Annotated in this window: 12 protein-coding genes; 1 reads left to right on the top strand and 11 read right to left on the bottom strand. The window is 68.2% G+C overall.

The features are described from left to right. Positions 1-19: 19 nt before the first annotated feature. The 7 genes from rpsO to HNP47_RS13505 form a co-directional block, all read right to left on the bottom strand. Positions 20-289: a 30S ribosomal protein S15 gene (rpsO, locus tag HNP47_RS13535; protein ID WP_017506665.1), complete on the bottom strand. Its 270-nt coding sequence runs from the start codon at positions 287-289 to the stop codon at positions 20-22. 73 nt (positions 290-362) lie between these two features. Continuing rightward, entirely contained in the window at positions 363-1,295 is a 933-nt protein-coding gene (gene truB, locus HNP47_RS13530) for a tRNA pseudouridine(55) synthase TruB (protein ID WP_184279932.1), read from the bottom strand. A 43-nt stretch (positions 1,296-1,338) separates the two neighbouring features. Further along, entirely contained in the window at positions 1,339-1,794 is a 456-nt protein-coding gene (rbfA, locus tag HNP47_RS13525) for a 30S ribosome-binding factor RbfA (protein WP_184279931.1), read from the bottom strand. 65 nt (positions 1,795-1,859) lie between these two features. Further along, positions 1,860-2,543 (bottom strand): DUF2459 domain-containing protein, encoded by a 684-nt coding sequence (locus tag HNP47_RS13520; RefSeq protein WP_184279930.1) that lies wholly within the window; start codon positions 2,541-2,543, stop codon positions 1,860-1,862. Further along, positions 2,540-3,091 carry a hypothetical protein gene (locus HNP47_RS13515; RefSeq protein ID WP_174086853.1) on the bottom strand — a complete coding sequence of 184 codons (552 nt, stop codon included), beginning with the start codon at positions 3,089-3,091 and terminating at the stop codon, positions 2,540-2,542. The genes HNP47_RS13520 and HNP47_RS13515 overlap by 4 nt, the downstream gene beginning before the upstream one ends. Before the next feature lie 70 nt (positions 3,092-3,161). After that, entirely contained in the window at positions 3,162-3,845 is a 684-nt protein-coding gene (locus HNP47_RS13510; RefSeq protein ID WP_017506682.1) for an outer membrane lipoprotein carrier protein LolA, read from the bottom strand. 187 nt (positions 3,846-4,032) lie between these two features. Next, positions 4,033-6,444: a DNA translocase FtsK 4TM domain-containing protein gene (locus HNP47_RS13505; protein ID WP_184279929.1), complete on the bottom strand. Its 2,412-nt coding sequence runs from the start codon at positions 6,442-6,444 to the stop codon at positions 4,033-4,035. Between the two features lie 140 nt (positions 6,445-6,584). On the opposite strand from HNP47_RS13505, the gene HNP47_RS13500 reads away from it, so the two are divergent. Continuing rightward, complete coding sequence (locus tag HNP47_RS13500; RefSeq protein WP_184279928.1) at positions 6,585-7,841, top strand: UbiH/UbiF/VisC/COQ6 family ubiquinone biosynthesis hydroxylase; 1,257 nt, start codon at positions 6,585-6,587, stop codon at positions 7,839-7,841. On the opposite strand, the gene HNP47_RS13495 is transcribed toward HNP47_RS13500, so the two are convergent. From HNP47_RS13495 to HNP47_RS13480, 4 genes are read right to left on the bottom strand one after another with little or no spacing between them, the layout of a single operon-like run. Beyond that, entirely contained in the window at positions 7,838-8,653 is an 816-nt protein-coding gene (locus HNP47_RS13495; protein ID WP_184279927.1) for a transglutaminase family protein, read from the bottom strand. The genes HNP47_RS13500 and HNP47_RS13495 overlap by 4 nt on opposite strands. 12 nt (positions 8,654-8,665) lie before the next feature. Beyond that, the gene (locus HNP47_RS13490; protein WP_221415143.1) at positions 8,666-9,067 is read right to left on the bottom strand and encodes a YraN family protein; all 402 of its coding nucleotides are present in this window, start codon (positions 9,065-9,067) and stop codon (positions 8,666-8,668) included. 5 nt (positions 9,068-9,072) lie between these two features. After that, positions 9,073-9,945, bottom strand: a complete 873-nt coding sequence (gene rsmI / locus HNP47_RS13485) for a 16S rRNA (cytidine(1402)-2'-O)-methyltransferase (RefSeq protein ID WP_184279925.1) — start codon at positions 9,943-9,945, stop codon at positions 9,073-9,075. Next, the gene (locus HNP47_RS13480) at positions 9,942-12,272 is read right to left on the bottom strand and encodes an NADP-dependent malic enzyme (RefSeq protein ID WP_184279924.1); all 2,331 of its coding nucleotides are present in this window, start codon (positions 12,270-12,272) and stop codon (positions 9,942-9,944) included. Before HNP47_RS13480 ends, rsmI begins: the two co-directional genes overlap by 4 nt. Positions 12,273-12,456 lie beyond the last annotated feature (184 nt).

Below are 12,456 nucleotides of genomic sequence, written 5' to 3'. Positions count from 1 at the left end.
TCTACACTGATCCGACGCCTTAGCGGCGCAGGCCCAGTTTGGAGATGAGCGCCTGGTAGCGACCGGCGTCGACCTTGTTCAGGTGGTCGAGCAGGCGGCGACGTTGCGACACCATCTTTAGAAGGCCACGACGCGAGTGGTTGTCCTTCTTGTGGGTCTTGAAGTGTTCGGTGAGGTTGGCGATGCGTTCCGACAGGATCGCGACCTGAACCTCGGCCGAGCCGGTGTCGCCGGCGGAGCGGGCGTTATCGGCGATGATCTCGTGCTTGCGTTCAGCAGTAACCGACATCGTAGTTCTCCCTTGGTGGCCTACCGCGCTTTCGCGCTACTTGAGGCCGGGTTGGAGTCCCCTGATCAGGCGATCAGGAAAGATTGAAAACGCGGTCGGGTTCTAGCCGGCCGGCCCGCAACTGACACAGCGCGACGAGGGTCTGGCCCTGAAAGGCTGAAACCGTACGCGAACCGCCGGTAAGACGATCCTTGAGGGTTTCCACCTGACGGGGGAGCAGAACGATCGGGCGTCCCTGCCGAAGCGAGAAGGCGTCCTGTTCGTTCACGGCCAGTTCCGGGATGTCGTCCAGAGCGGTCGCGACGGCAAGCAAGCCTTCCGAGGCGGCGCCCCTATGCACCATTTCCTCCAGAGAATCCAGAGTGACGGCGTTTTGGGTGCTGAACGGCCCGACGCGCTCGCGTCGCAGAGCGCTGACATGACCCTCGGCGCCGAGGGCTGCGGCCAGGTCGCGGGCCAGCGAGCGGACATAGACGCCCTTGCCGGTGCGGATGGTCAACTCCACGTGGTCGGCGTCGGGCGCATCCGTCACCTCGGCCGAATGGATCGTCACCCGGCGCGCCTGAAGCTCGAACTCCACACCGTCGCGGGCCAGGTCGTAGGCGCGGGCGCCGTCCACCTTGATCGCGGAAAAGCGGGGCGGCGTCTGGTCGATTTCGCCGACGAAGGCGGGCAGGGCGGCCTTCACCTGATCGACCGTGGGGCGCACGTCGGAGCGGCCGATGATCTCGCCCTCGCGGTCCACGCTGTCGGTCGAGACGCCCCAGTTGATGGTGAAGCGATAGACCTTCTGCGCCTCCATCATCATCGGCACGGTCTTGGTCGCCTCGCCCAAGGCGATCGGCAGAATGCCGCTGGCCAGCGGGTCAAGCGTTCCGGCGTGACCGGCCTTCTGGGCGTTGAACAGGCGACGAATGCGGCTGACGGCCTCGGTCGATCCCATCTCGAACGGCTTGTCCAGGCAAACCCAGCCGTCGACGATGTCGCCCTTCTTCTTGCGGGCCATTATGCTTGGCCTACCGCGCTTCGCGCTACTTGAGGCCGGAGGGTCACTGATCGCCCTCGTCTTCGTCGCGGCGCTCCAGGTCGGCGCGGACGCGGGGATCGTCGAACAGGCGGTCGATGTGGCTGGCGGCGTCGAAGCTTTCGTCGTGCCGGAACTTCAGGTCGGGCGTGAACTTCATGTCCAGGCGACGGCCCAGCTGGCCGCGCACGAACTTGGCGTGGACGTTCAGCGCCTTGATGATCTCGCTCTCATGGCCATTGGTCGGCGCGGCCTCGACGCCGGCGCCCAGGGGCTCGACGAAACAGGTGGCGTGTTTCAGGTCCGGCGACAGGCGTACTTCGGTCACGGTGATGGACACCCCGGCCAGGGCCTCGTCGCGGATATCCTCCTCGCGCAGGATGTCGACCAGGGCGTGACGGATCAGCTCGCCGGCGCGCAGCTGGCGCTGGCTAGGTCCGGCGGGGCCGGAGGCGTTGCGGGTGTGTTGCTTGTGGGCCATCGGCCTCTCCTTCTTGTTCGCCCGCTGGGGATCGGACCCGGCCGGATAGGCGAAAGTCGGGCGGTCTAGTCCCGCAGCGGGGGTCTGTCCAGTTTTCGCGCCCGTTCGGCGGCCCGAACCGAGCGCATCACCTCGCCCGAGGTGATGGCCGGAACCGGACGGATCGCCACGCCGCCGGCGTTCAGGACACCGGCTGTCCAGTGATTGCACAGATGCAGGATGGAGAAGGTCTCGCGGCTGGCGAAGAAGCGCGCGTCGTCGCCGGGACGCATGGCTGCGATGTGCGGCCGGCCGTTCGACAGATCAAGCGAGGCCTCGACCCGCGCGGCCAGACGCTCGAACGCAGAGCGGCTCAGGGTCAGGGCGGCGCTGTCTTCGCCATAGGTCAGGCGCGGATCGTCGCGTCGAGGGGCCAGCATCAGCACCGATCGATTGCCGGGCTGCAGGAAGGCGCGGGCGCCATCCGGCAGCCGATCCGAAATCGGGCGCTGATCGACGTAGAATTTCGCATCGCCCCAGCCGATCAAAATCCAGTCGCCGGGCGCCAAGGATTGGACTGCATGCGCCAGAGGACCGCCGCGGCGCTCCAGCGCGGCGCGCGGCACGGCGATATCGGTGTGAAAGCCGTTGTCGAGCACCTGAATGACGACAGGGTCTGTCGCCGTCCCATCCGTCGCGCCCGGCCGGGTCCAGGTCAGAAGTGCGGCGACCAGTCCGGCCAGCGCCGCGAGCACCAGAGCTCGCATCATCGGCTGAGGTCCAGGACGGCGCACAGGCGGTCGTCGGCCAGAAGGGCGCCCGGCGGCGGCCCCTGTCGCACCGGCATCAGGACGAAACCGTCGCGCCGCACGGCCAAGGCCAGCCATCCGACGGCATGACCGGCGCACAGTCGCGTGTCGTCGTCAGCCGTGACGCGCCGCACCTCGATCTGGGCCGTCGGCGGCACGGCCATGGCGTCGGTGAAACTTCTGGAGACGCTGGCTGGCTGATCCGCCTGAACCAGCCGATGCGGCGCCGAGGTCAGGCGGCCGCCCGTGGTCGTGCTCAGCGCGCCGCCGTCCACGTCCAGCACCATGTCGGACTTGGCCGCGACGTAGCGCCCGGACAGCACGACCTCCCCGACCTCGACCTGTCCGGACGCGCGAGGTCTGGCAGCGGCCTTGGTCGGAGCGATCATGCGGTTCAGAGCCGGTTCGACCACCAGGGCGCCCAGCATGAACAGAGCAAAGGCGCCCGCGCCGGCCGCCGCGATCCATTTCAGCGATGGGACGCCGGATGGCGGGGCGGTCGCGCTCATGCGGCCAGTCTAGCGAAACAGGGGTTGAGGAATGGTCACCCGCCCCCAGAACACCCTAGACTGAACGCCCTTAGTTGCGGCCGGGACGACGGGTCGGATCGCTGAGCTGGAACAGGCGCGCCGACAGGCCGGACGCCGGTTGCAGCGAGGTCAGCTGGGTCCGGGTCCGGGCGCCCTGCGGATCGGTGATGGTCCACTCTTGCAGACGCATCGGATTGCCGGCGAAGGCCAGCACGACCTGACCGTCGTTCGGGCGGTTGGAATCCCGCGCCGTGATGGCGAAGGCGCCCGAGGCCATGCGCGTCACGCGCTCGATGCGGACGCCCTGGTCCAGCCGCACATTGCGCGCCAGGAAGGTGGACAGCGGGGTGCGACCCAGCGGCACCTGCTGGAAGCTGTTCAGGCGCGGGTCGTAGCGTTTGACGTTGTAGCCGTCCGACACCACCAGCAGACCGGCCGGGTTGGTGTATTCGAACCGCATCTTGCCCGGACGCTGCAGATAGAAGCGGCCCTGGCGGGTCTGTCCGTTCGGGCCCGTTTCGGTGAAGGTGCCTTGTGCCGAGGTCAGGGCCTGAAGATAGCCCTGCGCCTGTTGAACCACGGCGCGATCCTCGGCCGACAGGTTCGACTGGGCGTGGGCGGCGTCGAAGGCGCCCAACGCGATCAGGCCGGTCGTCAGGCCGGCGCCCAGCAGCAGGCTGCGGCGGTGCAGGTCGGGGGTGGCCATAGCCACGGTCTTGGCGCGCGAGGTCATGAAGTTCGTCTCCCGTTCGGGATGGTTGTCGATCCTGCCGTCTTGCCCGGTCGGCTTGGCGTCGGAATGACGCGAGCCTGACCATATTCCGGCGCTGCGATGAAGCCCTGTTCATCGAAATGCTGAAGCTTGGACGCGATAGCGGGTCAGACAACGGCTCCGAGCAGCAGCCGTTCCTCGATTTTCGTCACACCATCGGTGGCGGGCCGGCCAGGACGTCGCGCTTGCCGGCATGGTTGGCGGGGCTGACCACGCCTTCCTGCTCCATTCGCTCGATCAGGGAGGCGGCGCGGTTGTAGCCGATCTGGAGCCGACGCTGCACGTAGCTGGTCGAGGCCTTGCGGTCGCGGGTGACCACGGCGACGGCGCGGTCGTACAGGTCGTCGCCCGAGCCTCCGCCGCCGCCTTCGTCATAGCCGTTGTCGCCGTCGCCGTCGGGCTCGTCGGTGATCAGATCCAGATAGTCGGGCTCGGCCTGGGCCTTCAGGTGTTTGCAGACGTCCTCGACTTCCTTGTCGTCGACGAACGGGCCGTGCAGACGGGTGATGCGCCCGCCGCCGGCCATGTAGAGCATGTCGCCCTGGCCCAGCAGTTGTTCGCCCCCCTGTTCGCCCAGGATGGTGCGGCTGTCGATCTTGGACGTGACCTGGAAGGAGATGCGGGTCGGGAAGTTGGCCTTGATGGTGCCGGTGATGACGTCCACCGACGGGCGCTGGGTGGCCATGATCAGGTGGATGCCGGCGGCGCGGGCCATCTGGGCCAGACGCTGGACCGCGCCCTCGACGTCCTTGCCGGCGACTAGCATCAGGTCGGCCATTTCGTCCATGACCACGACCAGGAAGGGCAGGGGTTCGGGGCGGATCTTCTCGGACTCATAGACCGGGCGGCCCTGTTCGTCGAAGCCGGTCTGGACCGTGCGTTCGAAATGCTCGCCCTTGGCCTGGGCCTCGCGGGCGCGCTCATTGTAGCTGGCGATGTTGCGCACGCCCAGCTTGGACATGCGGCGATAGCGATCCTCCATCTCGCGCACCGTCCATTTCAAGGCGACGACGGCCTTCTTCGGATCGGTCACCACCGGCGCCAGCAGGTGCGGGATGCCGTCATAAACTGACAGCTCCAGCATCTTGGGGTCGATCATGATGAAGCGGCATTCGGCTGGGCTGTGGCGATACAGGATCGACAGGATCATGGCGTTGACCCCCACCGACTTGCCCGAGCCGGTGGTGCCCGCGATCAGCAGGTGGGGCATGCGCGCCAGGTCGGCGACATAGGGCTCGCCGCCGATGGTCTCGCCCAGGGCCAGGGGCAGCAGATGGCCCTTCTTGTCGTATTCGGCGCTCGCCAGCAGGTCGCGCAGATAGACGGTCTCGCGCTTGGCGTTGGGCAGTTCGATGCCGATGGCGTTACGGCCCTGAACCACGGAAATACGACAGGCGCGCGCGGACATCGACCGGGCGATGTCGTCGGCCAGGGCGACCACGCGGCCGTGCTTCACGCCCGGCGCCGGGACTAGTTCGTACAGGGTCACGACCGGGCCGGGGCGGATCTGGTCGATCACGCCGCGCACGCCGAACTCCTGCAGCACGCCTTCCAGCATCTTGGCGTTCTGCTTGAGCGAGTCCTCGTCCACCGAACCGACGCGCTGGGCCGGCTTGGTCAGGATGCCGAGCGGCGGCAGGTCGAAATCGCCTTCCGGCCGCACGAAGTCGAAGGCCTGTTGGTCCACGTCATCCTTGCGGGCCTTGGGCGCCTTGACCGCAGCGACGCGCGGCTCGACCGGACGGGCGGCCGAGGGGCGTGGCGCGGGCTGGACGGCGTCATCCTCCCACGGCGGCAGGTCGTCATAGGCGGTCTGAGGCGGCTCTTCGGCATAGGTGGGGGCCAGCGGCGCCTCTTCCGGTGGCGCGGCGCGGGGCGCTCGGGCCTTGGCGGGCGCCTTTTCGCGGGCGGCCTGGGGCTTCGGCTGAGGCGGCGCGGGTGCGCGCAACGACTTGCCCCAGTGCAGGGCGTCCAGGAAATCCATGGCGCGCAGGCCGATGGCGAAGCCGAGCAGCCACAGCCCGGCGACCAGGAAGACGAGGCCCGCAATGATGCGGCCGCCGGGGATATGCAGGGCGCCGAGACCGCGCGCCGCCAGGCCTGTCACCGCATCGCCCCACAGACCGCCCAGACCGGCGGCGAGCGGCCAGGCGGCGGGCGCGGCCAAGGCGGCGAGTGCGCTGGACAGCAGCAGCACCCCGCCGGTCGCGGCCAGAGCTTTCAACGGCGTGGGCTTGAGCCTTTGCTGGATCGCATCGCCGACCGCGCGGGCCAGGCCGAAGGCGACCAGGAGTAGGGCTGCGGGCCAGGTGGCCAGACCTAGAGACTGCATGAACAGGTCGGCGAACAGGGCGCCGTTGGCCCCCAGCCAGTTGGTCGTCGGCAGGCTGGAGGCCGCATTCAGACTGGCATCCGCCGGATTCCACGACACCAGGGCGACCAGCAGCAGGGTCGCCAGCAGGGCCTGCAAGACGCCCCTGAACCGCACCACGAAGGGCGCGTCCCACAGGATGCGGGCGCTGATCCAGGCCTGACGGCCGATGACGAGGGCGGTGGACATGAAGGGTCGAACCTTCCGGCGGCTGACGTTCGGTACCCTTTGTCGCACTCACAGGGTTAAGGGGCTGTTTACCAGCTTGGCCTTGGCGATGGACAAACCGTCCTCTGGACCTTTGGCCGCGACGGCGCGACAAGCCCCTCATGGCTGACACTGAACGCTACGACATCGTCATCGCCGGCGCGGGGCTGACCGGGGCGGCCTTCGCCCTGGCGGCGGCGCAAGGCGGGTTGAAGGTCGTGATGGTCGATCCGCAGCCGTTCAGCGATCAGTTGGCGCCGACCTTCGACGGACGGTCGACCGCCGTCGCCTTTTCGACCTTCCGCATGCTGGACGCGCTGGGCCTGGGCGAATCCCTGCGTCCTCACGCCTGCCGGATGGATCATATTCTGGTGACGGACGGGCGTCGGCCGGGCGCGGCCAGCCGGTCCGCATCGCCCGCCTTCCTGCGCTTCGACGCCGACGAGATCGGCGGCCGCACCGGCGGCGAGCCGCTGGGCTATATGGTCGAGAACCGTCGCATCCGTGCGGCCCTGGCCGAGGCGGTGACGCGCGCGGGGATCGCGGTGCGGGCCCCGGCGACCGTCGCCAGCGTCGCGACCGATGTGGGCAAGGCGACCGTGACCCTGGCCGATGGATCGACCCTGATCGCGCCCCTGGTCGTCGGCGCCGAAGGGCGAGGTTCGGCCGTGCGTCGCGCGGCCGGGATCGAGACCGTTGGCTGGGGCTATGGCCAAAGCGGCGTGGTGGCCACGGTGCGGCTGGGTCGCGACCACGGCAATGTCGCGCACGAATATTTCCTGCCCAGCGGCCCCTTCGCCATCCTGCCCCTAACGGATCAGCGCGCCAGCCTGGTCTGGACCGAGACGACGCGACGGGGCGAGGCGCTGCGCGAAGCCTCGGACGATGCCTTCCACGCCCATCTGATGCGGCGGTTCGGAGAGTTTCTCGATGGTGCGACGGTCGAGGGCCCGCGCTTCGTCTATCCGCTGTCGCTCAGCCTGGCGGAGAAACTGATCGCGCCGCGCATCGCCCTGATCGGGGACGCCGCACACGGAGTGCATCCGGTCGCCGGCCAGGGTCTGAACATGGGGCTGAAGGATGCGGCCGCTCTGGCCGAGGTGCTGGCCGAGGCCGCGCGCCTGGGCGAGGACATCGGGTCGGAAACCGTTCTGGAGCGTTACGCCCGCTGGCGCCGGTTCGACAACGCGGCCTTGGCGGCGGGTTTCGACGCCTTCGTACGCCTGTTCTCCAACGACATCGCGCCGGTGCGTCTGGCGCGCGACCTGGGCATGGCCGCCGTCAATCGCATCGGCCCTCTACGCCGCGCCTTCATGCAGGAGGCGGGCGGCGCGACAGGCGACCTGCCCCGGCTGCTGCGTGGCGAGGCCGTCGTCTAGTTCAACTGCATCCGCACGCGCTCGAAGGTCGTGAAACGCCGCGCCTCTTCGACGCCGTCCAGACCTTGGGCGCGCGCCAGGGCTTGCAGCGAGCCGGCGAGCGCCCCCTGCTTCTCGCGCGCCGTGGCGACGTCGAGCCACGGCCGGTGGTCCTCGGGGTCCAGCAGGGCGCGACGCAGGGCCGACCGCTCGGCGCCTTCATAGTCCCGACCGCGAATGGCGCGGCTGAACAGCACGTTTTGCAGCCGGATCAGAGACTGACGATCCGTCACCGGCGCCATCAGGATGTCCAGCCGATCCGCGACGTGCGGCATCAGACCGGCGCGAAGGGCGCGGCGAGTCAGTTCGCTGGGCAGGATCAGCCGCCCCTGGCTGAACGGATCCAGGGCTACGGGACCTTCCGGCGTCTCGACGCGAACCATGAAATGGCCGGGAAAATCGACGCCCGCCGCCGTGATGCCGGCCGCGCGCGCCGCGTGCAGATAGAAGACCGCCAGAACGGCGGACAGGCCGCGCCGACGCTCGGCGACCGCGATGATGTCGGTGTTGTCGGGATGGTCGTAATGGATCAGGTCGCCGTTCAGTCGCAGGTCGGCGCACAGGGTTTCGGCCAAGGCCTCGTCGGGACCTTCGCCGCCGATCCGTTCCTTCAGCCGCTCGCAGGCGTTGCGAGCCAGGGCGCGAACAGGCTCGGGATCGCGCAACGGATGGTCATGGATGGCGCAGGCGATCGCCGCCTCCAGCAGGGGGAAGGCGTCGTCTTCGGCCTGACCGGCGGCGGTCAGGACGGTTTCGGCCTCCTCGCGCGTCATGCGATCCCCTCGTCAGCGCCTCTCGACGCCGCGAAGATGACGTGGAACGCGCCAGGGAGCCAGCGCCACCATATCAATTCTCAAATCCAGACGTTGCAGACCCGGCCGATTGCGCCGGATCGCCTCGCCCGCTGCGACCAGTCGATCGTACTGGACCGGCTTCAGCGCCAGCAGGGCCGCCTCCATCGTCGCGCGGCGTTTGACCTCGACCACCGCCAGCACCGGACCGCGACAAACCAGCAGGTCGATCTCGCCGGCCCGGCTGTTGAGACGAAACCCGAGAACGCGATAGCCGCGCAGGATGAGCCAGAAGGCCGCGATCCATTCGGCGGCGTGACCGGACTTGAACGCCGTCCCGCCCTTCGCCTGACGCCACGCCGCCTTATGGCGACGGACCGGCGCGGGACGAGACAGGCGCTTCACTTGCCCTTCAGTTCCAGCGCCCGGCGATACAGGGTCTTTCGGTTCAGCCCCAGGGCCTTGGCGACCTCGGAGGCGGCGTCGCCGGTGGACAGTGTCTGAAGAGCGTCGATCAGGGCGGCGTCGGCGTCAGCCTCGGTCGCCTGGACCTCTTCGCCGGGGCCGACGACCACGACGATTTCGCCCTTGGGAGCGTCCAGACGGGGATCGACGGCCAAGTCGTCCAGCGTCCCGCGCACGCACTCTTCATAGAGTTTGGTCAGTTCGCGGGCGACGGCGGCGGGGCGCGGGCCCAGCACGGCGGCCATGTCGGTCAAACTGTCTTTCAGGCGCGGCCCGCTTTCGAAGAAGACCAACGTCTGGCGCTGGCTCTTCAAGGCTTCCAGCGCGGCGGTGCGGCCGGCCGTCTTGGGCGGCAGGAAGCCGGCGAACAGCACCCGGTCGGCGGGCAGGCCGGCGATGCACAGGGCGGCCAACAGACTTGAGGCGCCGGGGATCGGATGGACGGGCAGTCCTTCGGCGATCACCGCGCGGGCGACGACGAAGCCGGGGTCGCTGACCAGAGGCGTGCCCGCATCCGAAACCAGGGCCACCACCTGACCCTCACGCAGCCGTTCGATCGCCTGTTCGGCGGCGCGACCGGACGCATGGTCGTCGCACCGTTCCAGCTTCGCCTTCAGACCATAGGCGCTCAGAAGTTTAGCGGTGACGCGGGTGTCCTCGGCCAGCACCAGATCGGCGGCGGCCAGCACGTCCAGCGCCCTCAGCGTCATGTCGCGCAGGTTGCCGATCGGGGTGGCGACCAGATAGAGGCCCGGCTCCACCCGCCGGGGCGGCGGGGCGGCGGGTGGAAAGGGCGAAGGTTCGCTCAACGCTCGACCACGGCTGCGGGGGGACGCGGCGCCGAGGTCAGGCCCGAGCCCTGGAAGGCGGGACCGGCGTCATAGGCGGCGAAGGTGGCGGCGGTGATGATCTCGCTGACCGAGGCGCCCAAGCTGACGATCTGCACCGGCTTCTCCAGACCGACCAGCAACGGTCCGATCACGGTCGCGCCGCCCAGGGCCTGAACCAGCTTGGTCGAGATAGCGGCCGAATGAATGGCGGGCATGACCAGGACGTTGGCCGGCTTGGTCAGGCGGTTGAAGGCGTAGGCCGAATGCCCCTTGGGATCCAGCGCGACTTCCGGCGGCATTTCGCCTTCGTATTCGAAATCGACGCCCTTCTTGTCCAGGATGCGGATCGCCTCACGCACCTTCTCGGCGCGGTCGCCGGGCGGGTTGCCGAAGGTGGAATAGGACAGGAAGGCCACGCGCGGATTGCGACCCAGCTTCCTGACCGTATCGGCCGCCTTGACGGCGATGTCGGCCAACTCCTCGGCGTTCGGCAGTTCGTGGATGGTGGTGTCGGCGACGAACAGGGTGCGGCCCTTGGCCAGCAGGATCGACAGGCCGATCAGGGTGTCGTCCACATCCAGCACGCGCTGGACCTCCTTCAGCGCCATGTTGAAGTTGCGGGTCACGCCTGCGACCATGGCGTCGGCCCGGCCCTTGGCGACCAGGGTGGCGGCGAAATAGTTGCGGTCCTGATTGATCATCCGCTGCACGTCGCGGCGCAGATAGCCCCGGCGCTGCAGCTTTTCGTACAGCCAGTCGGTGTCCTCGACATTGTGGTCGGAGACGCGGGCGTTGGTGATCTCGATGCCCAGCTCGTCGAAGTTCAGACCGGCCTCTCCGGCGTTCTGACGGATCAGATCCTCGCGGCCGACCAGGATCGGCGTGCCCAGATCGGCCTGTTTGAAGCCCCAGGCCGCGCGAATGACGGCGGGTTCTTCGCCCTCGGCGAAGACGACACGCTTGTTCGGCCCGCCGCGCACGGCCGAGCTGATCTTCTGCATCAGGGCGGCGGAGGGATCGACGCGCGAGCGCAGCGCGTGGCGATAGGCGTCCATGTCCTCGATCTGGACGCGGGCCACGCCGGTGTCCATCGCCGCCTGGGCGATGAAGGGCGGGATGTACCAGATCAGGCGCGGGTCGAAGGGCGTCGGGATGATGTAGTCTGGGCCGAACTTCAGCTTGCGTCCGCGATAGGCGGCGGCGACCTCGTCCGGCACGTCCTCGCGCGCCAGGGCGGCCAGGGCCTGGGCGCAGGCGATCTTCATCTCGTGGTTCACGCGGCGCGCCCGTACGTCCAGCGCGCCGCGGAACAGATAGGGGAAGGCCAGGACGTTATTGACCTGGTTCACATAGTCCGAGCGGCCCGTGGCGATAATGGCGTCCGAGCGCACCGACTTGACGTCCTCGGGCGTGATCTCAGGGTCGGGGTTGGCCATGGCGAAGATGATCGGATTGGGCGCCATTGAGGCCACCATCTCCTTGGTGATCGCGCCCTTGGCGGACAGGCCCAGCACCACGTCGGCGCCGACCATGGCCTCGGCCAGGGTGCGCAGTGGCGTGTCGGTGGCGTGGGCGGCTTTCCACTGGTCCATGCCGTGGTCGCGACCCTTGTAGACGACGCCGTCGCGGTCGCAGATCACGGTGTTCTCAGCCTTGACGCCCGCGGCCTTCATCAGGGCGATTGAGGACAGGCCCGCCGCCCCGGCGCCCGCCAGCACGACCTTGATCTCGTCCAGCTTCTTGCCGGCGACATGGCAGGCGTTGATCAGGCCGGCGGTCGAGATGATGGCGGTGCCGTGCTGGTCGTCATGGAAGACGGGGATGTCCAGCAGGTCCTGAAGCTCGCTTTCGATAACGAAGCATTCGGGGGACTTGATGTCCTCCAGATTGATGCCGCCCCAGGTGTCGCCGATGTTCTTGACGACCGTGATGAACTCGTCCGGGTCGGTGGCCTTCACCTCGACGTCGAAGCTGTCGACGTCGGCGAACCGTTTGAACAGGACCGACTTGCCCTCCATCACCGGCTTGGAGGCCATGTGACCCAGGTTGCCCAGGCCCAGGATCGCGGTGCCGTTCGAGATGACGGCGACCAGATTGCCCTTGGAGGTGTAATCGTAGGCCTTGTCCGCATCGGCGGCGATGGCCAGGACCGGCACGGCTACGCCCGGCGAATAGGCCAGCGACAGATCGCGCTGGGTCGCCATCGGCTTGGTCGGCGCCATGGAAATCTTGCCGGGCGTCGGGATGCGGTGGAAGTCCAGCGCTTCGTCGTCGGAGAAGGTTTGCTTTTCGGTCTGATCGGGCATGATTTGGGCGTTTCCGGGCACGTCGATTTTATCGTCTCGCTATGTTCCTAATGCTCCGGGCGTGGCGGGACAACCGCGCACGCCGCGTGCCGCCGTCTCTGGACGCCAAGGGCGTCGGACGCATCACCGACGCCGACGCTGTGCGGAAAAGGTGATGGCGGCGTCGGCTCTCGTGCGGATTTCC

Origin of the sequence: Brevundimonas vesicularis, assembly GCF_014204545.1 — a bacterium.
Taxonomy (GTDB): domain Bacteria; phylum Pseudomonadota; class Alphaproteobacteria; order Caulobacterales; family Caulobacteraceae; genus Brevundimonas; species Brevundimonas vesicularis_B.
The sequence above is the reverse complement of the archived record's forward strand: the minus strand, read 5'-3'. Positions and strand labels throughout refer to the sequence as shown.